Annotated in this window: 24 protein-coding genes; 8 read left to right on the forward strand and 16 right to left on the reverse strand. The window is 56.2% G+C overall.

The window, feature by feature from the left end:
* Positions 1–40 precede the first annotated feature (40 nt).
* From lpxL to KUC_RS13020, 12 genes are all read right to left on the reverse strand, one after another.
* The gene (gene lpxL / locus KUC_RS12965; protein ID WP_040480847.1) at positions 41–955 is read right to left on the reverse strand and encodes an LpxL/LpxP family Kdo(2)-lipid IV(A) lauroyl/palmitoleoyl acyltransferase; all 915 of its coding nucleotides are present in this window, start codon (positions 953–955) and stop codon (positions 41–43) included.
* Between the two features lie 12 nt (positions 956–967).
* A complete protein-coding gene (gene alr, locus KUC_RS12970; RefSeq protein ID WP_007113661.1) occupies positions 968–2,068 on the reverse strand; it encodes an alanine racemase in 1,101 nt (366 codons plus the stop codon).
* 134 nt (positions 2,069–2,202) lie between these two features.
* Positions 2,203–3,174, reverse strand: a complete 972-nt coding sequence (rpoS, locus tag KUC_RS12975) for an RNA polymerase sigma factor RpoS (protein WP_007113662.1) — start codon at positions 3,172–3,174, stop codon at positions 2,203–2,205.
* A 166-nt stretch (positions 3,175–3,340) separates the two neighbouring features.
* On the reverse strand, positions 3,341–4,402 hold the full coding sequence (locus tag KUC_RS12980) for a peptidoglycan DD-metalloendopeptidase family protein (RefSeq protein WP_007113663.1): 1,062 nt from the start codon (positions 4,400–4,402) through the stop codon (positions 3,341–3,343).
* Positions 4,403–4,408: 6 nt separating this feature from the next.
* Positions 4,409–5,368, reverse strand: a complete 960-nt coding sequence (locus KUC_RS12985) for a DUF368 domain-containing protein (RefSeq protein ID WP_040480849.1) — start codon at positions 5,366–5,368, stop codon at positions 4,409–4,411.
* Positions 5,365–6,042, reverse strand: coding sequence for a protein-L-isoaspartate(D-aspartate) O-methyltransferase (locus KUC_RS12990; RefSeq protein WP_040480851.1), 678 nt, complete (start codon positions 6,040–6,042; stop codon positions 5,365–5,367). Before KUC_RS12990 ends, KUC_RS12985 begins: the two co-directional genes overlap by 4 nt.
* Complete coding sequence (gene surE, locus KUC_RS12995; protein WP_007113666.1) at positions 6,029–6,775, reverse strand: 5'/3'-nucleotidase SurE; 747 nt, start codon at positions 6,773–6,775, stop codon at positions 6,029–6,031. The genes KUC_RS12990 and surE overlap by 14 nt, the downstream gene beginning before the upstream one ends.
* A gap of 128 nt (positions 6,776–6,903) precedes the next feature.
* The gene (gene truD, locus KUC_RS13000; protein ID WP_040480853.1) at positions 6,904–7,935 is read right to left on the reverse strand and encodes a tRNA pseudouridine(13) synthase TruD; all 1,032 of its coding nucleotides are present in this window, start codon (positions 7,933–7,935) and stop codon (positions 6,904–6,906) included.
* On the reverse strand, positions 7,928–8,416 hold the full coding sequence (ispF, locus tag KUC_RS13005) for a 2-C-methyl-D-erythritol 2,4-cyclodiphosphate synthase (RefSeq protein ID WP_007113668.1): 489 nt from the start codon (positions 8,414–8,416) through the stop codon (positions 7,928–7,930). Before ispF ends, truD begins: the two co-directional genes overlap by 8 nt.
* Before the next feature lie 17 nt (positions 8,417–8,433).
* Complete coding sequence (ispD, locus tag KUC_RS13010) at positions 8,434–9,141, reverse strand: 2-C-methyl-D-erythritol 4-phosphate cytidylyltransferase (protein WP_007113669.1); 708 nt, start codon at positions 9,139–9,141, stop codon at positions 8,434–8,436.
* On the reverse strand, positions 9,138–9,476 hold the full coding sequence (ftsB, locus tag KUC_RS13015; protein WP_040480855.1) for a cell division protein FtsB: 339 nt from the start codon (positions 9,474–9,476) through the stop codon (positions 9,138–9,140). The genes ispD and ftsB overlap by 4 nt, the downstream gene beginning before the upstream one ends.
* Positions 9,477–9,669: 193 nt before the next feature.
* A complete protein-coding gene (locus tag KUC_RS13020) occupies positions 9,670–10,818 on the reverse strand; it encodes a GNAT family N-acetyltransferase (protein ID WP_007113672.1) in 1,149 nt (382 codons plus the stop codon).
* Between the two features lie 200 nt (positions 10,819–11,018).
* Between KUC_RS13020 and KUC_RS13025 the strand changes: the two genes are divergently transcribed.
* The 4 genes from KUC_RS13025 (at position 11,019) to KUC_RS13040 (ending at position 17,316) form a co-directional block, all read left to right on the forward strand.
* Positions 11,019–12,374, forward strand: coding sequence for an aldehyde dehydrogenase family protein (locus tag KUC_RS13025; protein ID WP_007113673.1), 1,356 nt, complete (start codon positions 11,019–11,021; stop codon positions 12,372–12,374).
* An 88-nt stretch (positions 12,375–12,462) separates the two neighbouring features.
* Entirely contained in the window at positions 12,463–14,700 is a 2,238-nt protein-coding gene (locus KUC_RS13030; RefSeq protein WP_040480857.1) for an ATP-binding protein, read from the forward strand.
* Positions 14,697–16,463, forward strand: coding sequence for an EAL domain-containing response regulator (locus KUC_RS13035; protein WP_007113675.1), 1,767 nt, complete (start codon positions 14,697–14,699; stop codon positions 16,461–16,463). Before KUC_RS13030 ends, KUC_RS13035 begins: the two co-directional genes overlap by 4 nt.
* On the forward strand, positions 16,453–17,316 hold the full coding sequence (locus KUC_RS13040; protein WP_007113676.1) for a MurR/RpiR family transcriptional regulator: 864 nt from the start codon (positions 16,453–16,455) through the stop codon (positions 17,314–17,316). The genes KUC_RS13035 and KUC_RS13040 overlap by 11 nt, the downstream gene beginning before the upstream one ends.
* A 4-nt stretch (positions 17,317–17,320) precedes the next feature.
* On the opposite strand, the gene KUC_RS13045 is transcribed toward KUC_RS13040, so the two are convergent.
* A complete protein-coding gene (locus KUC_RS13045; RefSeq protein WP_007113677.1) occupies positions 17,321–17,680 on the reverse strand; it encodes a RidA family protein in 360 nt (119 codons plus the stop codon).
* 72 nt (positions 17,681–17,752) lie between these two features.
* On the reverse strand, positions 17,753–18,238 hold the full coding sequence (locus tag KUC_RS13050) for an Lrp/AsnC family transcriptional regulator (protein WP_007113678.1): 486 nt from the start codon (positions 18,236–18,238) through the stop codon (positions 17,753–17,755).
* 201 nt (positions 18,239–18,439) lie between these two features.
* On the opposite strand from KUC_RS13050, the gene KUC_RS13055 reads away from it, so the two are divergent.
* A complete protein-coding gene (locus KUC_RS13055; protein ID WP_007113679.1) occupies positions 18,440–20,125 on the forward strand; it encodes a 2-isopropylmalate synthase in 1,686 nt (561 codons plus the stop codon).
* Between the two features lie 18 nt (positions 20,126–20,143).
* Here the strand turns inward: KUC_RS13055 and KUC_RS13060 are convergent, their stop codons facing one another.
* A complete protein-coding gene (locus KUC_RS13060; RefSeq protein ID WP_007113680.1) occupies positions 20,144–20,485 on the reverse strand; it encodes a TraR/DksA family transcriptional regulator in 342 nt (113 codons plus the stop codon).
* A 79-nt stretch (positions 20,486–20,564) separates the two neighbouring features.
* On the opposite strand from KUC_RS13060, the gene KUC_RS13065 reads away from it, so the two are divergent.
* Positions 20,565–21,761: an MFS transporter gene (locus tag KUC_RS13065; RefSeq protein ID WP_007113681.1), complete on the forward strand. Its 1,197-nt coding sequence runs from the start codon at positions 20,565–20,567 to the stop codon at positions 21,759–21,761.
* An 11-nt stretch (positions 21,762–21,772) separates the two neighbouring features.
* On the opposite strand, the gene KUC_RS13070 is transcribed toward KUC_RS13065, so the two are convergent.
* Positions 21,773–22,627 carry a universal stress protein gene (locus KUC_RS13070; RefSeq protein WP_007113682.1) on the reverse strand — a complete coding sequence of 285 codons (855 nt, stop codon included), beginning with the start codon at positions 22,625–22,627 and terminating at the stop codon, positions 21,773–21,775.
* Positions 22,628–22,793: 166 nt separating this feature from the next.
* Here KUC_RS13070 and crcB (KUC_RS13075) point away from each other — a divergent pair, with 166 nt between their 5' ends.
* Positions 22,794–23,180 (forward strand): fluoride efflux transporter CrcB, encoded by a 387-nt coding sequence (gene crcB / locus KUC_RS13075; protein ID WP_007113683.1) that lies wholly within the window; start codon positions 22,794–22,796, stop codon positions 23,178–23,180.
* A complete protein-coding gene (gene crcB, locus KUC_RS13080; protein ID WP_007113684.1) occupies positions 23,177–23,563 on the forward strand; it encodes a fluoride efflux transporter CrcB in 387 nt (128 codons plus the stop codon). Before crcB (KUC_RS13075) ends, crcB (KUC_RS13080) begins: the two co-directional genes overlap by 4 nt.
* The last annotated feature ends 22 nt before the right edge of the window (positions 23,564–23,585 follow it).

Here is a 23,585-nt window from a genome sequence, read left to right on the forward strand (position 1 = left end):
ACCGCGCTTCGCTCTCGATGGCAGGAAGGACTATCGCCGTTTAATAAACGCTAGGTTCGCCTTCAGGGCGGGTCTTAAAACGCCGGTGCAGCCATAGGTACTGCTCGGGGTGCTTGCGAATGGCCAGCTCAATAAACTGGTTGATCCGCGCTGCATCGCCGATTTCATCGCCGCTGGGAAATCCTTCCAAAGCTGGCAAGCTTTCAATCGTATAAGTAGCATTATCCGGGTTGCGGTGAAACATCATCGGCACCACCGGCGCGCCAGTCATACGCGCAAGCTTGGCCGTTAAACGAATAGTCGCGGCCTGCTGGCCAAACAGCGGTGCGAATACGCTGACATCGCGGCCAAAATCCTGATCCGGGGAGTACCACACCATGCGGCCCGCCTTGAGCTGACGCACTGCACCGCGCAGATCATAACGGTCAATCGCGACGCCAAAATTACGCTTTCTAGCACGGGTCATAAAGCGCTCAAACAGCGGATTATTATGCGGGCGATAGACTGCATCAGCAGAGAAAAATAGCGCGTGGATGGCTCCCCCCAAATCGAGGGAAGAGAAGTGAACACCCACAATGATCACGCCTTTACCCTGGGCCTCGGCGCGGGCCATATGCTCTTCGCCGATGTAAGCGACCCGGTGGCGCAGGCTTTCACCGTCGCGACACCAGCCCGTCGCGGTTTCAATCAGGCCAATGCCATTGGCAATAAAAGTATCTTTGACTAGCTGGCGCCGTTGTTCCGCGCTCTTTTCGGGGAAACAGAGCGCTATGTTGGTTTCAGTAATACGCCGCCGCCGTTTGGCAAAGCGCCATGCGAGCAGCCCAAGCCCTTTGCCAATGGCCATTTTTATTCGCCAAGGCAGCCAGGCAGCGATATACATAGCGCCAATAGCAAACCATGTGGGCCAGTATCGCGGGTGGGCGAATGAGCTCGGATAACGTGATTTCGACATGGAAACAACCGATTAAGCAGAGCACCCATGATAACGCCGCGGCGCCCGTGGCAGTACCCCTGTTAGTAGCGTATAGCTAATGGTATCGCAGTAACGGGCCACTTCATCCACCGAAAGCACCTCACCATTGCTGGCTCTACCCCACAATACAACGTCGCTGCCAATCGCGGCATCGGGGACGTCCGTTACATCAACGGTCAACATATCCATGGAGACTTTACCGGCAATCGCGCAGCGCTGGCCGTTGACCAACACTGGCGTGCCATCGCGGGCATGGCGGTCGTAACCATCACCGTAGCCGCAGGCGACCACGGCAATTCGTGAACGCCGCGGTGCACGCCATCGCCCGCTATAGCCCACGGGTTCGCCCTCTTCTAGCTCTCGCAGAGCAATGATTTCCGAGCGCAGGGTCATAACCGGCTGCAGTTGCAGAGTGATTTCGTTGGCGACTTCCAAAGGGTCGCTGCCGTAGAGCATCACACCTGGCCGATTCCAGTCGCCGTGGGCCACCGGCCACGCCAAGGTGGCCGGTGAGTTGGCCAGACACAGCGGCGCTTCTAGCTCGCTAGCAAGCCCCTGAAGCCGTGTCATTTGCTGGTGGAAGTAGCGGTTGTCGCGGGAATCGGCGCTGGCAAAGTGACTCATAAGATGGAGCGAGGCCACGCTCGGCGCGGCACTTAACTGACGCCAGATGGCGGCGGCCTCATCGATAGCAAAGCCCAGGCGGTGCATGCCCGAGTCAACTTTTAACCAGACGGGAATAGGCGCCTGCGGTGAGGCTGCTAGTAAGACATCGACCTGCCACTGGCTGTGTACCGCGATCCAAAAGCCATGGTTATCCACCAACGCCAGCTCATCGGCGCTGAAGATACCTTCCAGCAGGATGATGGGTTGGGTAATGCCCCCTTGGCGCAGCGCGAGGGCCTCTTCGATACAGGCGACGGCAAACGCAGGGGCTAGGTCCTCCAGCGCTTGGGCGCAGGCCAGCGCGCCATGCCCATACCCATCGGCCTTGATAACCGCCACTGAGCGGCTTTGGGGCGCGCAGCTACACGCCAATTGATAGTTGTGACGCAGCGCGTCCAGATCAATATCAGCCACTAGGGGGCGCATGTGCTTTCTCACTTACCTGATTTAGCAGTAAAAGCTTATTAATAAAAACGTCTGCAATAAAAAACCGAGTAAGCGCTCAATGGCACTCGCCCGGCTTAGAGGGGTAACGCGATTTACGTTCGCTTAAGCTTCACTTAGGTTTCAAACAGAGCTTCCAGAGAGAGGCCCTGTTTTTCCAGAGAACGGCGCAGTTTCTTGAGTGCTTCAACTTGAATCTGGCGAACTCGCTCGCGGGTTAAGCCGATTTCGGCGCCCACTTCTTCCAGGGTTGCAGACTCGTGTCCACGTAAGCCAAAGCGGCGGACAACCACTTCGCGCTGTTTTTCACTTAGTTCATCTAGCCAAAGATCCACATGCTCTTTGACATCACCGTCCACCAGGCGTGCCTCTGGGCCCTGAACCTCATCATCAGCCAATGTATCGATCAGCGGCTTATCACTCTCGCCACCCATGGGGTAGTCGACCGACGACACTCGCTCATTAAGGCCGAGCATCTTTTTGACCACATCGACCGGTTTATCGAGGTGATCGGCGATCTCTTCGGCGGTGGCTTCGTGGTCAAACTTCTGGGTCAATTCACGCGCCGCACGCAGGTAAATATTCAGCTCTTTGACCACATGAATGGGCAAGCGGATCGTCCGCGTTTGGTTCATCAGCGCTCGCTCGATGGTCTGACGTATCCACCAAGTGGCGTAGGTCGAGAAACGGAAGCCCCGCTCGGGGTCAAACTTCTCCACGGCTCGGATCAAGCCTAAATTGCCCTCTTCGATCAAATCCAGCAGCGTCAAGCCGCGGTTTAGGTAGCGACGGGCAATCTTCACTACCAGCCGTAGGTTGGATTCAATCATCCGCGAGCGCCCCAATAGGTCACCCTTACGAGCTAAGCGGCCGTAGTAAACTTCCTCTTCTGACGTTAACAGTGGCGAAAAACCGATTTCGTTGAGGTAGATTTGCGTAGCATCCAAGCTTTGGGTCGATTGACGATCCTCGCGCCCTAGTGCTTTTTCGAAAGCGTCTTCTTCTACCGTGGCTTCATCAGTATCATCAAGCGCCCCCTCAGCAGCATCCAGGTCAACCTCCTGTAGATCTTTCTCCAACATACTCATGGCCTTACCCCTCGTTTGTCGCCTACCCGTCATTTAGAAAGTCAAAGGAATGCTCTCTAAGACGCACACCATATTGTTATGTGACAATTGTTATATGACGCTCGAATCCAGCCATTCGGGCAACGTCCAAGTTAAACGCTGTTTGCTCACTCTAGCGGTGAGTGCACTATCGGGAAGGCAGAAAGTCCATGGGATCTTGAGGCTGCCCATCACGGCGGACCTCAAAGTGTAATCTGACGTTTTCTGCATCGCTATCCCCCATCGTGGCGATTACTTCGCCAGCCTCTACCACGTCATTTTCACTGACTCGCAAGCTGTCGTTATGGGCATATGCACTCAGGAATTGATCGTTGTGCTTGAGAAGGATCAGGTTGCCATAGCCCCTAACGCCACTGCCCGCATAGACCACGATGCCAGGGCCTGCCGCTTTAACAGGTTGCCCCTTTTCACCGGCGATATCAATCCCGGCAGTGATGCTACCACCCTGCCCAAATGCCCCGACGACATTGCCATCAGCAGGCCACTGCCAAGCGATGTTTTCAGCGGGCGTGTAGGCCCGCGAAGAGCGATCTATACTGGCACTTTGTGTGGCTTGAGCAGCTTCTGGCTGTGGTTCTGGTTCTGGCTGTGGTTCTGGCTTCGAGACGGGCTGCGGCTCTGGCGCTTGTTCGGGTGCTGATGGTGGCTGAGGTGCGGGCTGTTCAGCAGCCGCGACCACTTCAGGCTGAGGCGTCGAGGATGATTCACTTGCTTCCTGCTCTGCAGCATTGCGTTCAGCCGTAAGGCGCTGGTTGCGCTGAATCGCGGATTCATCGGGCAGCAACCAATCCAACTCTTGGTCATCACTCGCCACTGAGGCCGTCTGTGGGCTCAACCCGGTCGCCACAGCGCCGCCGCCACGTGAGGTATTAGCAGCAGGCTGATTACTGGCGATTGACGCTGATGAGCCGCCTTCGCGCAGGGCAATCGTTTGTCCTGGCCGAATTTGGTAAGGCGGATCAATATTATTCATTGCCGCGAGCTGGCGATAATCCAAATTGTGCTGCCACGCAATGCCATACAGGGTATCGCCTGCTTTGACAGTATATTGGGGCGAGTTTTCCACCGCCTGGCGTGCTTGGCTTAAATCCCGCACTTGAGGGCTACCGCCTTGCTGGCTGGCACAGCCAGCAATTGCTAGTGCCAGCGCCGACATCATTAGTACTTTAGGTAGATAACCTTTACGCATACAAACCTACTCCTTTTCAGCGCCAAGCTGGGTCTCGATTGGCCGACGATCCGCATGTCGGTTAAGTAACACGACAATGAGAGCTCCCACGGCCATTAACGCGACGACACCAGCCACTTGTGCCGAAGCACCGGTCAATACGGCATAGTCAGCGGGCAATAAATAGCGGTGCTCCAGAGGTATCATTTGCCCTTCTGGCCCTATTTGGTAGCGTAACAGCTCTCGCCATGGCCAGAGAACCGGTAGCGAACCGACAATAAACCCCAGTAGCAGTTGCATGGTCGAGGTGTGGTGACGCCGTAACAGCCAGGACAGCAGCCGTGAAAACAGCGCTAAGCCCACCATACAGCCCATGCCAAACAGCACAATAATGCCCATATCTAAACTGCGAATTGCCCCCATGATGGTGCCGTAGAGGCCCATGGTCAGCAGTAGAAAGCTGCCTGAAACGCCTGGTAACAGCATGGCGCTAATGGCAATACAGCCTGCCACCATTACTACCAGCGCTTCATTACCCATTAATAACACCAGCGGCATCATACCGGGCAACGCTTGGGCCAGCATTACCCCAACCAGTAGCGGCACTAAATACCACACTTTCCAGCCGTTACTCGCCTGCCCCACCACCAGGGCAGAGGCAGCCACAAGGCCAAAAAAGAACCCATCCAGCAGCAGCGGGTGCGCCTCCATCAACCAGAGCGCTAAATGCGCCACGCTAAACAGACTAACCGCGACCCCCGCCAGTAACGGCACCAGAAAGGCGAGATTCAAATGTGTACTCAGGGCCCGCCAGCCACCGCGGCGCCAAGCGCCAATGGCACTTGGGCCAAACTGCTTGATCGTGTTAATCAGCTCTTCGTAAATACCGCTAATAAACGCAATCGTTCCACCCGACACACCGGGCACCGCGTCGGCGGCGCCCATCCCTGCGCCTCGTAAAAATATTCCCAAGGGTTGCCGCTTCAATCCACTACTCCTTGCAGTAAGGGTACAAAACGCACGGGCTCAAGCCGACGTTTTTCAAAAGCACTACCGATGCGCTTTACCTGAGTAAGCCACTGGCTGCCGTCAGGCTCTTCCAACGGGGCAATCAGCACCCCGTCGTGGCTCAATTGCTCTAGAAGCGCTGTAGGCACTGTCTGAGCACAGGCGGTTAACAAAACAACGTCAAACGGCGCGACCTCTGGCCAACCATAGCCGCCGTCCGCCACCGCCAGCGTGGCAGGTGCTGCTAGCCGCCTTAAACGCTTCGCTGCACGCTCGTGTAGCGCGCTGATGCGCTCAATGGAGTAGAGCTCTTCGACCAATCGCGACAGTATTAACGTTTGATAGCCAGACCCTGTACCCAGTTCCAATACCCGGCGCGCCCCGGCGCGCAACACGAGCTCCGTCATCCGCGCAACAATGAACGGCTGCGACAGCGTTTGGCTAAAGCCAATCGGTAGCGCGGTATCTTCGTAAGCGCGATGAGCCAGCGCTTCATCAACAAACAGGTGACGCGGTTCACTGGCCATCACCTCCAGCACCCGGGCATCGCTGATACCCTGCTGCATGAGGCGTTCGACCATACGGTCACGGGTGCGCTGGGAGGTCATGCCGCGACCGCGCAACTCTCCTGGAGAGATATCAGGCAAAAACATCCAACCAATCCTGCACATCGTTAAGCGCGGGGTGCCGCGTTAGGTCTGTTTGTAGGGGAGTAATCGATATATAGCCCGCCTCGACGGCAGCAAAATCGGTATCATCACCGTCATCAGCATTGGCTGCTACCGGCGCAATCCAGTAGCGCGTGCGCCCACGCGGGTCTTTTACCGCTAACGGTTTCTCTGCTGGCCCGCGGTACCCCAGCCGAGTCACTTTCACGCCTTTAATCTCTTCCCAGGGTACATCGGGCACATTGACATTCAGCAGTGTTCGCGGCGGTAGCGAGAGCTGATCCGCGGCGCCAATCAAGGTGGCTGCTACCCTGGCAGCGGTGGCGAAATGGCGCTCGCCACACAGCGACATGGCAATCGCCGTCATACCCAAATTGCGCCCCTCCATCGCCGCCGCGACAGTGCCTGAATAGAGCACATCATCACCTAGGTTGCTGCCGTGATTGATACCTGAGATGACTAAATCGGGTTTTTCGTCCCATACGCCATGAACACCCAAATAGACGCAGTCCGCGGGCGTGCCATCGACGCTATAAAAGCCGTTATCCAGCGGCGTCAACGAGAGTGGCCGTGACAGAGTGAGCGAGTTGCTGGCACCACTACGGTCTCGGTCAGGAGCCACTACGCGAATATTGGCATGGGCCAACAGCGCATCGTGCAGCGCACGCAGCCCTGGCGCGTGCACACCGTCATCATTGGAAAGCAATAGTCGCCGCATGGCGGGTCTCCTTGATCATAAGCGCGTAACGTGGTAGCTCATATCCATCACTTTTACTAACCTCTAGGCCTTATGAGTCATACAGGCACTAATGACTGAATCAGCCCACCGGCTTTAGTTCACTAATATCAGTTCGCCAACATCAGCTCACCCAGCACGGCGGTGGCAAAACTTCCCCGAGGTAATGCAAACGAAAGCCGGACGGCACCAGATTCCCAGGTAAGCTGGGGTTCCAGCAGCCGCATACGCAGTGAGCGGCGTGCCTGCTTTACCCCGCTGCGCTCTAAGCCACTGCATAGCCCAGGGTAGTGCTCCAGCAAACGAGCTTCATAGCCAGCGGCGTCGCCCTGGCCAGCTTCGCCAACGCCCCAAAGCGCCCCGGTGGGATGCACATCCAGTTCAGCGGCGCGGGTCTGTAGCGTCGCATCGGTGACGTCGATACGAAACACGCTTTGCGTGCCGTCCAGCATTAACGTATCGCCCGCCAGCGGCTGCGACCAGGTGCCATCCGCAATGCGCGCGCTGAGCAATTCGTTAAACAAAAAACTGCGCGCCGTAGAGAGCATCATACCTTGGCGATCATCGCGTTTGCGCCAACCTCGGTTAAGTATTGCTTCGGCACGCTGAAGATTACGTCCTTCAGGCCCAAAACGCTGGGGGCCAAAATAGTTAGGCACGCCATGCTGACAAAGGGCTTCCCAGCGGCCGACAAAATCTTCGCCCTCAATGGCTTCACCGCTCAAGCGCAAAACAAACCGATTAGTGCGGTGAACGCCACGTTTCAACTTACGTGGGTGGCGCGCCTGCTCAACGACAGTGATTCCCAGCGCATTAAGCGACTGCTCAAGCTCTGGGGGCGCGTCACGGCCGGGCAAATGCACACTCAGCCACTGGCGCGTGACGGCAATGCGGTCTTTCATGCCGGAGTAACCAATATCACGGGGCGTCACGCCGCAAAGCCGACTTAAGGTCTTAACGACATCTAACGTGGTTTGATTGCGCTTTTCAACGCGCAACCAAAGATGCTCACCGTGTGCCTCGGGGGTAAAATCAAGCTGTTCATCGACCCAGAAATCCTCAGGCTGGGCACGGTACTGGCCCGGCTTAGGAGAACCGAACTGTGCATCTAAACAGCGCTGCCACTCTGGCATCTTAATCATTCAGCGCCTCGGCACGGTTAAGCAGCACCACCGCCTCCGCGGCGATGCCTTCACCGCGCCCGGTGAAACCTAATCGTTCGGTGGTGGTGGCTTTAACGTTGACTTGTCCAAGCGTAACCCCTAGATCGGCGGCAATGACTTCTCGCATGGCTTCGATATGCGGCGCCATTTTAGGTGCTTGGGCCATCAGCGTGGTGTCGATATTGACCACCCCATAGCCCTGTTTTTGCACCAGCGTGACCACATGACGCAACAATTCGCGGCTGTCAGCGCCGGCCCACGTCGCGTCGGTGTCGGGAAAGTGGCGGCCAATATCGCCCAGCGCGCAGGCGCCCAACAGGGCATCGCTAATCGCGTGAAGCAGCACGTCGCCGTCGGAGTGGGCCACAAAGCCGTTTTCAAACGGCAGCTTAACCCCGCCGACCATTAAATGATCGCCGGGGCCGAAACGGTGTACATCGAATCCGTGGCCGATACGCATTACTAAGCTCCTAGTGATTAAAGCCCGCCGGGAGTGTTAGCAGTTTGGGCCGCCATAATCGCGGCTGCCAGCGCCAAGTCGTCCGGGTGGGTAATTTTTAGGTTGTCGCGGCGCCCGCTTATTAACTGCGGATGCTCGCCCAAGGCTTCAACCGCCGAAGCTTCATCGGTCACCAGCGTTTGCTGCTGGCGGGCGGTTTCCAGTGCCCGCAGCAGCAGTGCGTAGCGAAAGCCTTGGGGCGTTAGCGCGTGCCACAAGCCATCCCGCGGTTCGGTTTGTACACTCTGGTACTTATCATCGGCGCGCTTCATGGTATCGGCTACCGGCATCGCCAAGAGCGCGCCTGCGGGGTGCGTCGAGGCGGCTTGATAAAGCGCCTGAAGATCGCCCAAGGTAATACAGGGGCGGGCCACATCATGCACCATCACCACATCATTATCGTCGGCCGCCATCGCATGCAGTGCATTTAATACGCTGTCCATTCGTTCGCTACCACCCGACACACGCTGCCAATCAGTGAAAGGCACCCAGTATGGCGAAAACCAGCGGTCGTCGGCATCTAAACAGAGCACCAAGCGAGCACTCGGAAAGGCGCTATGAAGGCGCGCCAAGGTATGCGCCAGCACCGGCTGCTCGTCGGCCAAGGTCAAGTACTGTTTGGGCTTGTCGGCCCCCATGCGGCGGCCTTGCCCCGCCGCGGGAACAATCAACCAGGTTTGGCTCACTGGCGCGGCTCCTGAGGAGCGACCAACCCAGCATTGATGCCGATCAGCTCATTCTGGATCGCTACCCCCGGCACCCAAAAGAACTGTTCGTCGGTGCGAACCATGCCCATATCGCTACGCGCACGCTCCTCAATCGCGTCTAAACCGGTTTTTAAATCCGTCACTTCGGCCGCCAGCCGCGCATTGCGCTCGCGCATAGGCACATTGGCCGCCTCTTGCACTGCCACCCGCTGCTCCACGCGCTGCAAATCGCGCCAGCCGCCGTTGCCTAACCACAGCTCGTATTGAAGCAGCGCCAAGACAGCGAGCAATGTCATTACTAACCATTTGCGCATCACTGCTCTCCGATAACCTATCTCTTCCAGCCTATCCCTTAAAACTTATTGAATAGGCTGAATTTAAAAAAGACGTATTAAAACAACAATTGTTTCCACTAGACGCGCTGATTGGCGCGCATTATGCCATTAAGGCGCAACACCAGCGAGCCGCGCATCATTTAAATGACAGCTTAACTGACAGCTTAAATAACTACTTAAAGGGCAACGCTTGATGGGCCGCTTCGCGGTAGGCGCTGACATGTTCACCTTCTTGATGACAAAACTGGGCGACACCGGCAGCCAGCCCAGGGTGGCTAATGTAGTGCAGCGAACGCACCCGCTGGGGAGCGAAGCCGCGCACCAGCTTGTGCTCGCCCTGGGTACCCGGATCAAATAGCGTTAAACCATGCTGCAAACAATACTCAATGCCCTGGTAGTAACACGCCTCAAAGTGTAGGCAGTCAGCCACCACTTCACTTCCCCAGTAACGTCCGTAAAGCGTGCTAGTGCCACGAAAATAGAGTGCTGCCGCCACCGGGCGATCTTCAATATAGGCCTGCACCAGCACCAGCGCCTCGGGCATGGTTTGGCGCAGGCGCTCAAAAAAGTCATGGTTTAAATAAGGTGGGCGACCACGCTCATGGTAGGTAATCGCATAGCAGCGATAGAAATGCGCTATATCCGCTGGCGTAATCGCGTCGCCCTCTACATAGGCAACCTTCAAGCCTTGCTCGGCGACCAAGCGTCGCTCGCGCTTGATCATCTTACGCCGTTTCGAGGTGAGGCTGGCCAGAAAGCCCTCAAAGTCACCAAAGCCGCGATCACGCCACTGAAATTGCACACCTTCACGACTGATCAGCTCGGGGCACTGGGCCTGCCAGGCGGTGACCTCCTCCTCATCGGCAAACAGCAAGTGCCAGCTAGACAGATCAAGGCTGTCGCATTGTTCACGCCAAGCCTCGGCCAGCAGCGCACGGACGGCACGGGCATCGGCGTGCTTGGCGATGAGCGTACGCGCGCCAGGCACCGGCGTGAACGGCACCGCACTGAGGGCTTTGGGGTAGTAGCGGCCACCGACGCGTTCTAGCGCTTCTGCCCAGCCCCAATCAAACACATACTCGCCGTAGGAGTGCTGCTTGCGATACATCGGCATCGCCGCGACCAGCTGATCGCCTTGCCATACACTCAGGTGGCACGGCTCCCAGCCCGTAGCGACGCTGACAGAGCCACTGGCCTCCAGGGCGTGTAAAAAACCATGACGTAAAAAGAGCTGGTCATTATCGACCAGTGAATCCCACTGGCTTGCCGTAACGGCCTCAATGGTGGGTAGAATAGTGATCGACAGTGGGGGTAACGGCATAGCACCTTCCCGAGTGTGGGGCTAAAAGGCCACTTTACACTAACTGTTTATATAAACCGTTTACACTAACCCTCTACACCGATTTTCTATATCGACTGGCTACATCAACTGGCTCCACCAACGAAGGCAGATGCGAGGTTTAACTTGCACCGCACTGTACTGCACCATGCCACGCCGGCAACGGCACATAAGGAGAGGCCATGACGCGCGATCTGACGGGTGACTTTCAAACGCAGCGCCAGGCTGCCGACCAAATGCCCTACCCGACGCTAACGGAGCGTCGGGAACGGCTGGCCCGCCTAGCGCGTATGACCAAGCATCACCAGCTTGAGATTATCCGTGCAATTCAAACGGATTTTGGTCAGCGCAGTGACGTTGAAATACGCATGGCTGAAATCAGCGCGGTGCTCCACGCTATTCGCCACGCCAGACTGCATCTATGGCGCTGGATGCGCCCATGGTCAGTCAGCATGCCGTGGCGATTAATGCCTGCCCGGGCACGCATCGCACCGCAGCCGCTGGGGGTTATCGGCGTGATGTCACCTTGGAATTACCCCTGGAGCTTAGCGCTAATGCCGGTAGTGGATGCGTTTGCAGCGGGCAATGTGGTGATGCTGAAGCCTAGCGAGCACTCCCCTGCCACCAGCGCTCTACTGAAACAACTGGTACCGCAATACTTCACCCCCGAAGAACTCAAGGTAGTGGAAGGCGATGTAGACGTGGCGCGTCGTTTTAGCGGTTTGCCATTCGATCACTTGGTGTTCACCGGCTCCAGCGCGGTAGGCCGGCAAGTGGCCCAAGCAGCCGCGGCGAACTTGACCCCTACGACACTTGAACTAGGCGGCAAGTCGCCCGCTATCGTGGCGGGGGGTGCGGGTTTCGCTAAAGCGGCAGCCGATATTATTTTTGGTAAAGGCATGAACGGTGGGCAAACCTGTATCGCCCCCGACTACGTACTGGTAGAAAGCCGCCATATGAGCACCTTGGTTAAGGCGTTAAGCGAGGCTATTCAACAACAGCGCCCCAATGCTAACGCGGGCACCCATGCGATTAATGCGGCCCACCAGCAGCGGCTGGATGCCATGCTACAAGAAGCCCACGACCACGGCTGCAGAATTATTGATCACGGCCCTTATGCCCCGGCGCTGATTATCGACCCCAACCAGGGGCTTCAGGTGCTGCGCGAGGAGATTTTTGGCCGCTGCCTACCGGTGATTGGCGTTAGCGATATGGCGGCGGCAATACGCTATGTGAATGCCCGCCCCCACCCCCTAGCGCTGTATGCCTTCACACATGAAAAGGGCTTACAGCAGCAGTTGCTGCAAGCAACTCGCTCTGGCGCACTGGTGTTTAATGCCACGCTGCTCCATCACGCGGTCCCTTCACTGCCCTTTGGCGGCGTTGGCGAGAGCGGCATGGGGGCTTACCATGGCCGTCACGGCTTTGAGCGTTTTAGCCACTTGCGCAGCGTTTTTTATCAAGCCAAACGAACCACTAGCCGCCTGCTTTACCCACCTTACCGACGCTGGCTAATAAAACTTATAGGTCTTGGCTAAAGCTGATAGATTAATAACCGATAGGTAATTAGCTATTGGTCTAACAATCTGATGGTAGGTTTTATCAATTTTCTGCTTTGGAATGGCCATGCAAGCCCCAGATACTCCTCAAAATGAAACACAGCGCCTGGCGGCCTTGCATGCTCTACAGGTACTCGATACGCCTAGTGACAAGGCGTTCGAGCGTATGACACAACTCGCCCGCGACCTGTTCAATGTGCCTGTGGCCTTAGTGTCGTTAATCGATCAAGAGCGGCAGTGGTTTAAATCGCACCAAGGACTTGAGGTGTGTGAAACCGAGCGGGCCGTTTCGTTCTGCGCCCATGCCATCGCTCATGATGGACCGCTGGTCATTGAAGACACCCATAAGGACGAGCGCTTTGCAGACAATCGACTGGTCACAGACTCGCCGCACATCCGCTTTTACGCAGGTTTTCCCATACGGCCGCTCCAAGGCATGGCCGTTGGCACCCTGTGCATTATTGACCACCAGCCGCGTCAGTTCAGCGAGCGTGATTTAAAGCTACTCGGCAGTTTAGCGGGTCAGGTTGAAGAGCTACTTCGCCAACACAAGCTGCAGATGGAGCTCACCCAGACCGCTAACAAAATGCATAAAGAGCAGAAACTGCTCAAAATACTCCACCAAGGCATTACGGATTATCAAGCGCTGATGTCGGGAAAACGGCTGTGGGTATTTCTAATGGAGGCGCTGCGCGAACTTACCGATAGCGACTACGCGCTGATTGGCGAAGTGCTGCCTACCAACACCACCAATGCCCTTAAAATTCATGCCATCACAGATCTGTCCTGGAGTGAGGAGTCGCGCCCCCTGATGGAGCGGCTGCGTAGCGGCGATATGATATTGACGAATAGCAAGACGCTACTGGGCCAAGTATTTGCGTTTGGCGAAGTGGTCATGACTGACGATGTCGATAGCCACCCCCAACGTGGTGGTTTTCCCATAGCGGACACGCCGTTCCATAACTACCTCGGCGTTCCTATTTTCAGCGGCGAGCACCTGATTGGTATGTACGCCATCGCCAATAGCCAGCAACCACTGAACCAAGCGCTGTTGGATTGGCTCCAGCCGTTTACCGATACCTGCGCACTGCTGATCAATCTTTATAGCCAAATGGCCGAGCGCGAGCAGGTCATGGGCGACCTAGCCGCCGCTCGAGACCAGGCAGAAACCGCCAGCCGGGCAAAAAGTGAATTTCTGTCGTCGATGAGTCATGAGCTACGCACCCCGCTCAATGCCATCATCGGTTTCTCGCAAATTCTGGCTAATAGCCGCCGCAACCCGTTGGGGGAAAAGCAAAAGCGCCAAGTCTCCCAAATCGAGAGAAGCGGTCAACACCTGCTCAGCCTTATTAATGAAGTGCTTGATTTAGCCAAGATCGAAGCAGGTCATATGACGCTCTCCATCGAGCCAATTATTCTCGCCAACGTGTTTAACGACGCCTGTTCCACCTTGGAAGACTGCGCCGAGGCGGCCGGCATCCAGTTTCGCTATACCTCGCCCAATAATCGTTGGCAGGTAAACGCCGACTACACACGCACCAAACAGATACTTTTAAACCTGCTCTCCAATGCGATTAAGTACAACAGCACCAACGGCTCAATCGACATTACGGTGGCATACTTAGTCGACCATGTGCGTATCAGCGTGACCGACACCGGCCCTGGCATTGCCCCTGAACGCCAGCACGAGCTATTTGAACCCTTTAACCGCCTGGATGCAGAAGGTGGCAGCATAGAAGGCTCCGGTATTGGCCTGGCGATTACCCGCGAGCTGGTCGAGCGTATGAACGGCGAGATGGGGGTAGACAGTCAGCCCGGCCAAGGCGCCACTTTCTGGTTTACCTTACCCATGGCTAACGCAGGCGCCACCGCTGACGAAGCTCCTACGCTCAACTCAGTTCATACCCAACCCAGCAACGCCTTTACGCTTCTCTATATTGAAGATAACCCCGCCAATCAGCGGCTAATGGAAGACATCATCGATGAGATAGGTGAGATAAAGCTGCAAATCGCGCCTAGTGCAGAAATTGGTATGGAGATAATGCGTCACTGCTCGCCTGCCCTGGTGATGATGGACATCCATTTGCCGGGCATGAACGGCTACCAAGCATTGGAAGCAATGCGCCGCGACCCACTGTTGCAAGCCTTGCCGGTGGTCGCCCTCTCGGCCAATGCCATGCCTGGCGACATCAAGCGCGGTTTGGAGGCGGGTTTTAACGCCTACCTCACCAAGCCGCTCGAACTTGATAAACTAGAAGCCACCATTGCTCAGTTTATTCAGACTGCGTCAGGGAAGAAACCATGAGCCTCGCTGAAAAACACCTGTTAATAGTGGATGACAGCACGATTAACATCGAGCTCATGTTTGATCTTCTCGATGAGTATGGGTTTGAGAACATCCACGGGATCAACGACCCGCGCGAGGTGCTTCCCCACTGCCAGCGCCAGCTGCCAGACCTACTGCTGCTGGATATCCGCATGCCACATCTAGACGGCTACGCGGTTATTGAACAGCTAAGTACATACTTTGCCGAGCAGATGCCGCCGATTATCGTGCTCACGGCACAAATTGATGATGCTACTCGCCAACGCGCGCTAGCCATGGGGGTGCGTGACTTCATTACCAAGCCGTTTAAGCAAGATGAAGTCTTACAGCGCATACGTAATACCTTAAACATTGAGCACCGCTATCAGGTGCGCGAGAAGCAGGTCGACACCTTAGAACTCATGGTTGCCAAACGCACCCAAGAGTTAGACCGCCAGTCTCGCACCGACCCCATTACCCATTTGCCCAACCGACGTGGATTAAGCCAAGCGCTCCACGCCGCGGCCCTTCAGTCTTCGGGCACGGGGCTACTATTTATCGCTATTGATAAACTCGATGACGTGGTGCGCCTGCACGGCTACCGAGTTGCCGATCAACTACTGCGGTTCATTAGCCAGCGGCTTCGTCAGCAGCTCGACGCGGAGTGTCTGTTAGGGCTATGGGGGGGAAGCGAGCTGCTGGTGATTACCCCCACGGCAAACCCAGACAAGCTGCTGCACCTGGCCGAGCTATTGCTCGGCTGTTTCGAAAATGATCAGGCGTTGGGAGAGCTTTTACTTCCCCTCCGCGCACGTATCGGTATTAGCGCCGAAGCAGGCTATTTTGAGACAGAACGATTAGTACATATGGCGGCGTTAGCGCTGCCGCCTCTGGAATCGTTAAAGGTTCAACATTACACTCCCGCGCTTGAGACCAAACAGCGCCACCGGCTGCAACTTCAGCAAGCGATACGCGGCGCCACCGAGCGCGGCGAGATGTCGCTCGCCTTCCAGCCCAAACTTTCCCTGGCTGACCACAAAATTCTAGGCGCAGAAGCGCTGCTGCGCTGGCAGCACCCTGAGTTCGGGCTTATCTCTCCCGGCGAATTTATTCCGCTTGCCGAGGCCAGCGGTGATATTCTCTCAATCGGCGACTGGGTGCTGGATGAAGCCATGCGCTATATCAGCCTCTGGCGGGCAAAAGGGCTGCTCAATGACGATTTTCATATCGCGGTGAATGTGGCCGCTCGCCAGCTGTCCCGCAAGGACTTTGCCCAACAGCTGCTTGCTCGTCTTGAGCAGCGGCAAATTCCCCAGCGCTTCTTGGCCTTGGAAGTCACCGAATCGGGACTGATGAGCGATATGAATCACGCTCGTCAGCAGCTTGCCCAATTGGCCGAAATGAATATTGCCGTCGCCATCGATGATTTTGGTACCGGTCAGTCGTCACTGGCGTATATTAAAACGCTGCCGTTTTCGACGCTCAAGATTGATCGTGCTTTTGTAATGGACCTGGAAACCAGCGCGATTGACCGCGAACTGTCGCGCACGATTACCCAACTTGCCCACAGCGTGGGTTGTGATGTGGTGGCAGAAGGCATCGAGACCTCAGCCCAGGCAGCCTATTTAAGCTCTATCGGCTGTGAAGCTGCGCAAGGTTACTTCTACGCCCGTCCGCTCCCCGCTGAGGCATTTATGTCCTGGTGCAGCGAATGGAAACCGCTTTTTTCTACGACTCACACGGAGACCGTTAATGGCTCATGACTTACTTGACCGCTTACGCGAACGCTTAGAAGAACTCAACCGATCCGAGCGTAAAGTCGCCAATGTAATTCTTGAAGACCCGACGGTCGCCACCAGCCTGAGTATTGCCAGCCTCGCTCAGGCGGCTAGCGTCAGCGAGCCCACGGTTAACCGCTTTTGCCGTAACTTTGGTGCCAAGGGCTATCCCGATTTTAAAATCAAATTGGCCCAGAGTTTAGCCGGTGGCACGCCCTATGTGACCCGCGCGGTGGAGCCTGGCGACTCCGCCACCCAGTACACCCACAAGATTTTTGGCGCCACCATCGCCGCCCTTGACGAAGCCCAGCGCGAAATCGATATGAGTGCCGTTGAGCGCATGGTCGACTACCTTACCCAGGCCAAGCAGATCCACATTTTTGGTTTGGGGGCCTCCGGCGCGGTAGCCCAGGATGCCCAGCACAAGTTCTTCCGCTTTAACCTGCCGGTGATGGCTTACATCGATGTGTTAATGCAACGCATGGTCGCTGCGGCTTGCCATACGGGGGATGTGGTGGTGATTATCTCCTACACCGGACGCACGCGGGAGCTGGTGGATATCGCCCGTTTGGCGAGGGATGCCGGGGCCGTCGTTCTCGGCATAACCGCGCCCAACTCACCGCTGGCTAACGAGTGTACCGCCACCCTGGATGTTGCTACCCCCGAAGACACCGACCACTATATGCCGATGACCTCGCGGGTAATTCAGTTAACGCTGATTGATGCGCTAGCCACTGGGGTGACCTTGAGGCGTGGTGAAGACTTTTTACCTCACCTCAAGAAGATCAAAGACAGCCTGCGCGACACCCGCTTCCCGGTGGAAAAGCCCGGGAAGTGAATCGTTAGCTGCTAACCGCAGCAGTAACGGTAATTTCCACTTTGAGCTCATCTGCGGGTAGGGGTGCGCAAACACAGGTGCGCGCCGGAGCGTAGCCTTCCGGCACCCAGGCATCCCATACCTCGTTCATGGCGGCTACGTCGCTGCCATTTTTCAGATAAACCGTCGCGCTGAGCAGCTGTTCACGGCTTGAGCCAATCTCTTTTAACAACGCATCCACCCGCGCCAGCATGCTTTCCGTTTGGGCAGTAATATCCCCCTCGCGGGCCTCTGGGCCAGCCACCTGGCCGCACAGGTAGGCTACGCCCTGATGAATAACGGCACGGCTCATACGGGCTTTCGTATCGTGGCGCTGAATGGTCATAGGGAAAACTCCTAGCAGGTTGAAAAATAGCAGTCTAAACCGCCAACATTACTCTTGACCATGGGTAGTTTATTAAGCCCGATCCGTGGGCACCGGTCGATGCTCAAAGACCCGCCGTAACACAAAACTGGTATGCGCCCCCGTCACACCCTCAATGCGGTTAATCACATGCAGCAGCAGGTGTTGGTAGTCGTCCATATCGCGTACCAGGATTTTGAGCTGAAAATCCGCCGCCTGACCGGTAATGATCAGGCACTCGATGACGTTGGGTATGTCACGAATATGGCGCTCAAAATTATCAAAGCGCTCCGGTGTGTGTTGATCCATGGAAATATGCAGCAGCGCCATTAACTGATAGCCCAATTGGCGGGAATCTACCTCCGCTCGGTAGCGCAGTATAAGGCCGTGCTCTTCCAAGGCCCGCACTCGGCGTAAACAGGGCGAAGGTGAAAGCCCGATACGATCCGCCAACTCCTGATTACTAATGCGCCCTTCTAACTGCACTATATCTAAAATATGGCGATCAAAACGATCCAACACAAGCGGGGTTACGGCCATAGAGAGCAGCTCCTGCTAAAATAATTTATTTAAAAGCCATACTCTGCCAATTATCTCCCCATCCTCCTTATCTTCGCAAGAACCTAGCGCGGCAAACCCCTTATACTATTTGAACTGCCAAAAGCAGCGAATCAGCAGCACGGCCGCCACAAGCAGCCGATATCTATAACACTGTGACGACCACTATTTTAGGAAACCGCCATGCCTGCTTTCGATCATCGCAAATATCGCCCCGCGCCCCGCGTACCTGCCTTCAATCGCCAATGGCCGGATCGTGATCTAGCTCACGCCCCGACCTGGGTGAGCGAAGACCTACGCGACGGCAACCAGGCGCTGCTTGAACCGATGACCGTTGAGCAAAAGCAGCGCTTTTGGCAGCAGATCGTTAAAGTGGGCATTAAAGAAGTCATGGTAGGTTTTCCTTCCGCCAGCCAGCCCGATTACGACTTCGTGCGCTGGCTGATCGAAGAGGACCAGATTCCCGATGATGTGACTATTGCGGTACTGGTGCAGTGCCGTGAACACCTGATCGAAAAGACCTTTGCCTCGTTGGTCGGCGCCAAGCGCGCCATTGTTCACCTGTATAACTCCACCTCAACCATTCAGCGCGAGCGTGTGTTTGAGATGGATCGTGCCGGAATTGTCGATATCGCGGTACAAGGGGCCACCTGGGTCAAAACCTACGCCGGTCAGTACCCCGACATTGAATGGTGTTTCGAATATACCCCAGAGAGTTTTTCCAGCACCGAGATCGATTTCTCGCTGGAAATCTGCGAAGCGGTGATGGATGTCTGGCAGCCAACGCCGGATAACAAGTGCATTCTCAACCTGCCCACCACGGTGGAAGTGGCTGGGCCTCACCATCACGCCGATCAGATAGAGTACTTCTGCCAGAACATCAGCCGCCGCGACAGCGTGATTATCTCGGTACACACCCACAATGACCGCGGTGGCGCCGTCGCCTCTGCTGAGTTCGCCCTGCTGGCGGGCGCCGAGCGGGTAGAAGGCACCCTACTGGGCAATGGTGAGCGCACCGGCAATATGGATATCGTTACCTTAGCGATGAACCTCTATAGCCAGGGCATCGATCCTGAATTGGATCTCTCCAATCCTGATGAAATCATTCAGGTGGTCAACGAGTGTACCGGTATCGCTATGCACCCGCGCCACCCCTGGGTGGGCGAAATGGTGTATACCGCCTTCTCGGGTAGCCATCAGGATGCGATTCGTAAGTCTCTAAAGCATCAAAAACCCGACGAGCCGTGGCAAGTGGCTTATCTGCCCATCGACCCCCACGACATCGGCCGCGACTACCAGGCGGTGATTCGTGTTAATAGTCAGTCCGGCAAGGGCGGCATGGCCTTTCTGCTTGAGCGCGATTACGGCATCAACCTCCCGCGCTGGATGATGCTGGCCTTGGCACCTTACGTGCAGCGGGAGAGCGAACAGCGTGCCAGCGAGCTTTCCAGCGAAATGATTCGCCAGGTGATGTTCGATAATTTCACCCAGGAAGCGCCCTTATCTCTTGTGGATTACCAGCTATCCAAAGGTCAGCAGGAAGGCATTGAGCTCACGCTGCGCCAGGGTGACGAAACGCTGCGCCTTTCCGGTAAGGGCAACGGCGCGATGTCGGCGTTTACCGATGCGTGGCAACGCCACTCCGGCAGCAGTGTAGGAATTATCGATTACAGCGAGCACTCCCTCGGTGCCAGCAGTGAAGCCAATGCCATCGCCTTTGTTCAGCTCAATATCGATGGCCAGCGGCTCTGCGCGGTGGCCGAGGATAGCGACACCGTGAGCGCGTCGCTGAAGGCACTGTTGTCAGGTATTAACGCAGCCCAGGCCACTGAGCAGCACCAGCAGAAAGAAGCTGCCGCCGAAGCTTAAGGGGCTAAGATTTAGGGGCTAATCGGCACACTCAATACACTTCAACACTAACGGATCCCAGGTTAGGCGTTTAGCCCCAATCCACTCGCCACACTCGATACACTCACCGAAGCTTTCAGTTTCAATGCGTTGTAGGGCAGCGGCAATTTGCTTTAGCTTAAGCTGGCGGCGCTGCTCGCCTGCTTTGGCCATCGCCTGCCCCTGCATTGCATCCATACGCGACAGCCGTCCCACCGACGTTTGATCCAGCATCACCGTATCCCGTGAGTTTTCACTGCTGGCGCTCTCCTCACGGAGCGTGGCGTCGAGCGTCAGCAATTTCTCACGGATAACAGCTATATCCACCTCTGGGTGATTCATCTGTGCCTCCAGTTAGCCTACAATCATTAACCGACAATCGTTAACCTACTAATTATTTGATCGCGTAAGGGACTATTCGATGGGCTATCGCACCCTGCTGCGCGATCACCGCAGCGTACTCAGTATCGCGTTTTTAGCTATGTTTAGCTCAAGCCTTGGGCAGAGCTACTTCATTGGCCTTTTTCAAGCGCCCCTTTCAGACCACCTGGGTCTTAGCGTAGGCCAGTTTGGCACCGCCTATGCCATGGTTACCCTGGTGGCGGGTTTCTGCATGCTCCGCTTTGGGCCCTCCATTGATTGGATTAACCCGCGGCGTTTTGCTGCAATCGTCTTGTCGCTGCTATTAATTGGCGTTGTGCTGCTTACCTTATCGCCCTGGTGGTGGTTGGGGATAGTCGGCCTTGGGATAGTACGGCTATGCGGCCAGGGCATGTTGACCCACTTGGGCAATACCCTAGCTGCCCGAGAGTTTTCCACTATGCGCGGCCGTGCCATTGGTCTGGCTAACCTGGGCATTCCGCTGGGTGAAGCGCTGCTGCCACCATTAGTGGCTGTAGCGCTCATCTGGAGCAGTTGGCAAACCTTCTGGTGGCTACTGTGTGGCGTCATCGCCCTACCTTGGCTATGGCTGCTGTTAAAAGCGCCATGGCCCAGCGCACCGGGCATTAAACCCACCAAGCAAACACCCCACGGTCCTCGCCCGTTTCGCGAAAAACGCTTTTGGCTGCTTATGCCGCTACTCATGGCCCTGCCTATCACCATGACCGGGCTGTTTATTTATCAAGCCCAATTAACCGCAGCCCTCGATAGCTCGCTGGCCGTTTATGCCCTGGCGCTCACCGGCATGGGGATCGCCAAACTCCCTGGGGCGTTATTGGGCGGCCGCTGGGTAGATAAACTTGGCCCGGTGAGGCTCGCGCGCTTGTACCTGCTGCCCTACGCCATCGCCATGCTAATGGCGTTAACCATCGGCGGAAATATCAGTATTTGGGCGCTGATGGTCGGTGGTGGCTTGGCCATGGGCGCGCAAGAACTGATTGCCTCAGGCCTGTTGATTAAGCTATGGGGGGCTGAGCATCTAGGCCGGGTACGCTCCGCGCTTAGCGCTGCCATGGTGTTCTCCACCGGCGTCGCGCCTGCGGTGCTGGGGTTGGCCATCAGCGCAGGCGCTCCGTTTCATGCGCTGCTATTGGGCATGCTGGTGTTTATCATCGCCGGTTGGCTACTGGCCCAGCGCGTACTTCGGGAAGCCTCCAACATCACGGCTGAGCCATAAAAGTGCAGCAATCAGCGCAAAATCAGCACCGGCAGCTGCGCCTTACGCAACATCGTGGTAGTGGTGCTACCGACCAGCAACTGGCGAATGCGCGAGTGGCCGTAGGCACCCATCACCAACATATCGATATTATGCTCTTGCTTGTAGGTACGCAGGGTCTCTTCCACCTCGCCTGCGCGAATAGCCCCTTCAGCGGTGTGGCCAGCCTCACGTAAGGTTTCCAGTGCCCAGGTTAGCTGCGAGCGGTTTTCAGCGGTTTCCGCGCCCACAATCACAACATGGCAGGTGGCGCCTTCAAACAGCGGGCTTTTGGCCAGCATTTCGACGCCTTTACGGGCCGTTTTACTGCCATCGAATGCCATCATCACATTGTGCGGTTGAGTAAACTGTTTTGGCACCATGAGAATCGGCCGGTGCATTTCCCGCACCACGCGCTCAAGGTTGGAGCCTAAATGGCCGCTAGCCTGGTGCGCCGTCTCGCCACGCTTGCCCACCACCAACAGCCTAACGTCTTTTTCGTTCTCTACCAGAGTTTCCACCAGGGTTCCGTTGCGCTGCAAACACTGCGGGTCGGCAATACCAGCGCTGATAGCGCGCACCTTGGCAGCGTCTAGCAGCAGGCGGCCGCGTTCACGGGAGACTTTGGCATGCTGCTCTTCAATATTTGATAGCTTTTCCAGCAGATGTTCACGGGTACCTAACCCCAGGTTACCGGTTAAGTCGGGCTCGGCTACCTGGGCATGGTTATCGACTGTATGAATAAAACTGAGCGGGGCATCCAGCGCTTTGGCGGCCCAGGCCGCATAATCACACACACCTTCTGAAAACTGAGAACTATCGATAGCTGCCAACACGCGATCTGACATGTGTTACTTCTCCTTTAACATCGACATTGTTGTTATATTCTCTACCTTTTCTACACGAACTCATTGACTCGCGACAGCCTAAATCGTTCTTTCGTGATGTTCGGACGCTATAAAGCGTGCATGCTACACTTAGCGGCCTATTGAAGTGGACGCCGACGGAGGAAGCATGGGACATGGCTTAACAAGCGTACTGTTCGTCGCACTAGGCGGCGCGCTTGGCGGCATGGGGCGGTTTGCAGTTTCAAATGTACTCGCCCGCTATCTCGGTAAGACATTTCCCTGGGGGACCCTGGTAGTTAACACCAGCGGCGCGTTTTTAGCGGGGTGGCTGCTCGGCAACCAAGGTCTTCCCAGCGCTCCCTCTCCCTTGTGGCTCTTCACGGTGGTTGGTTTACTGGGTGGCTATACCACCGTTTCCTCTTTTAGCTTACAGACCATTGAACTATGGCAGAGCGACCAGCGGTTGCACGCCAGCGTTAATGTGGGTACCACGCTGCTGCTTGGTTTAGCCATGGTCACGCTTGGCTGGGTGTTGTCAGGGGCCTCCTTATGAGTGCCTGGAAGGCTTACCTTGCGGTGGGTATCGGCAGCGGTGTGGGCAGTGTGCTGCGTTACGGCGTTTCGCTGTTATCACAGGCGGCACTAGGGGGGTATTTTCCCTGGGGAACGCTAATCGTCAATGTGCTGGGTTCCTGCTTGATTGGCTGGTTGGCGGCCACCCTCTCGCGTGCCCCACACGGCCAACTAGCGCGTTTCCAACCGTTACTGGTCGCCGGGTTTTGCGGCGGCTTCACCACGTTTTCGCTGTTTAGCCTAGAGACACTGCATCTGGTGCAGTTGGGCCGACCTGGGATTGCGCTGATTTATATTGTGGTCAGCCTGCCCCTTTGGCTGGGTGCCGCCGTGGTGGGTGAGCGCATGGCACTTTTTCGTTAGCAACACAGCATCAATAGCAAAA

This window comes from Vreelandella boliviensis LC1 (assembly GCF_000236035.1).
Taxonomy (GTDB): Bacteria; Pseudomonadota; Gammaproteobacteria; order Pseudomonadales; family Halomonadaceae; genus Vreelandella; species Vreelandella boliviensis.

Coding starts and splice junctions, on each gene's coding strand:
- lpxL (WP_040480847.1), bottom strand. CDS start 955: ATGTCGAAATCACGTTATCCGAGCTCATTCGCCCACCCGCGATACTGG.
- alr (WP_007113661.1), bottom strand. CDS start 2,068: ATGCGCCCCCTAGTGGCTGATATTGATCTGGACGCGCTGCGTCACAAC.
- rpoS (WP_007113662.1), bottom strand. CDS start 3,174: ATGAGTATGTTGGAGAAAGATCTACAGGAGGTTGACCTGGATGCTGCT.
- KUC_RS12980 (WP_007113663.1), bottom strand. CDS start 4,402: ATGCGTAAAGGTTATCTACCTAAAGTACTAATGATGTCGGCGCTGGCA.
- KUC_RS12990 (WP_040480851.1), bottom strand. CDS start 6,042: ATGTTTTTGCCTGATATCTCTCCAGGAGAGTTGCGCGGTCGCGGCATG.
- surE (WP_007113666.1), bottom strand. CDS start 6,775: ATGCGGCGACTATTGCTTTCCAATGATGACGGTGTGCACGCGCCAGGG.
- truD (WP_040480853.1), bottom strand. CDS start 7,935: ATGATTAAGATGCCAGAGTGGCAGCGCTGTTTAGATGCACAGTTCGGT.
- ispF (WP_007113668.1), bottom strand. CDS start 8,416: ATGCGTATCGGCCACGGATTCGATGTACACCGTTTCGGCCCCGGCGAT.
- ftsB (WP_040480855.1), bottom strand. CDS start 9,476: ATGCGCAAATGGTTAGTAATGACATTGCTCGCTGTCTTGGCGCTGCTT.
- KUC_RS13020 (WP_007113672.1), bottom strand. CDS start 10,818: ATGCCGTTACCCCCACTGTCGATCACTATTCTACCCACCATTGAGGCC.
- KUC_RS13025 (WP_007113673.1), top strand. CDS start 11,019: ATGACGCGCGATCTGACGGGTGACTTTCAAACGCAGCGCCAGGCTGCC.
- KUC_RS13030 (WP_040480857.1), top strand. CDS start 12,463: ATGCAAGCCCCAGATACTCCTCAAAATGAAACACAGCGCCTGGCGGCC.
- KUC_RS13035 (WP_007113675.1), top strand. CDS start 14,697: ATGAGCCTCGCTGAAAAACACCTGTTAATAGTGGATGACAGCACGATT.
- KUC_RS13040 (WP_007113676.1), top strand. CDS start 16,453: ATGGCTCATGACTTACTTGACCGCTTACGCGAACGCTTAGAAGAACTC.
- KUC_RS13045 (WP_007113677.1), bottom strand. CDS start 17,680: ATGACCATTCAGCGCCACGATACGAAAGCCCGTATGAGCCGTGCCGTT.
- KUC_RS13050 (WP_007113678.1), bottom strand. CDS start 18,238: ATGGCCGTAACCCCGCTTGTGTTGGATCGTTTTGATCGCCATATTTTA.
- KUC_RS13055 (WP_007113679.1), top strand. CDS start 18,440: ATGCCTGCTTTCGATCATCGCAAATATCGCCCCGCGCCCCGCGTACCT.
- KUC_RS13060 (WP_007113680.1), bottom strand. CDS start 20,485: ATGAATCACCCAGAGGTGGATATAGCTGTTATCCGTGAGAAATTGCTG.
- KUC_RS13065 (WP_007113681.1), top strand. CDS start 20,565: ATGGGCTATCGCACCCTGCTGCGCGATCACCGCAGCGTACTCAGTATC.
- KUC_RS13070 (WP_007113682.1), bottom strand. CDS start 22,627: ATGTCAGATCGCGTGTTGGCAGCTATCGATAGTTCTCAGTTTTCAGAA.
- crcB (WP_007113683.1), top strand. CDS start 22,794: ATGGGACATGGCTTAACAAGCGTACTGTTCGTCGCACTAGGCGGCGCG.
- crcB (WP_007113684.1), top strand. CDS start 23,177: ATGAGTGCCTGGAAGGCTTACCTTGCGGTGGGTATCGGCAGCGGTGTG.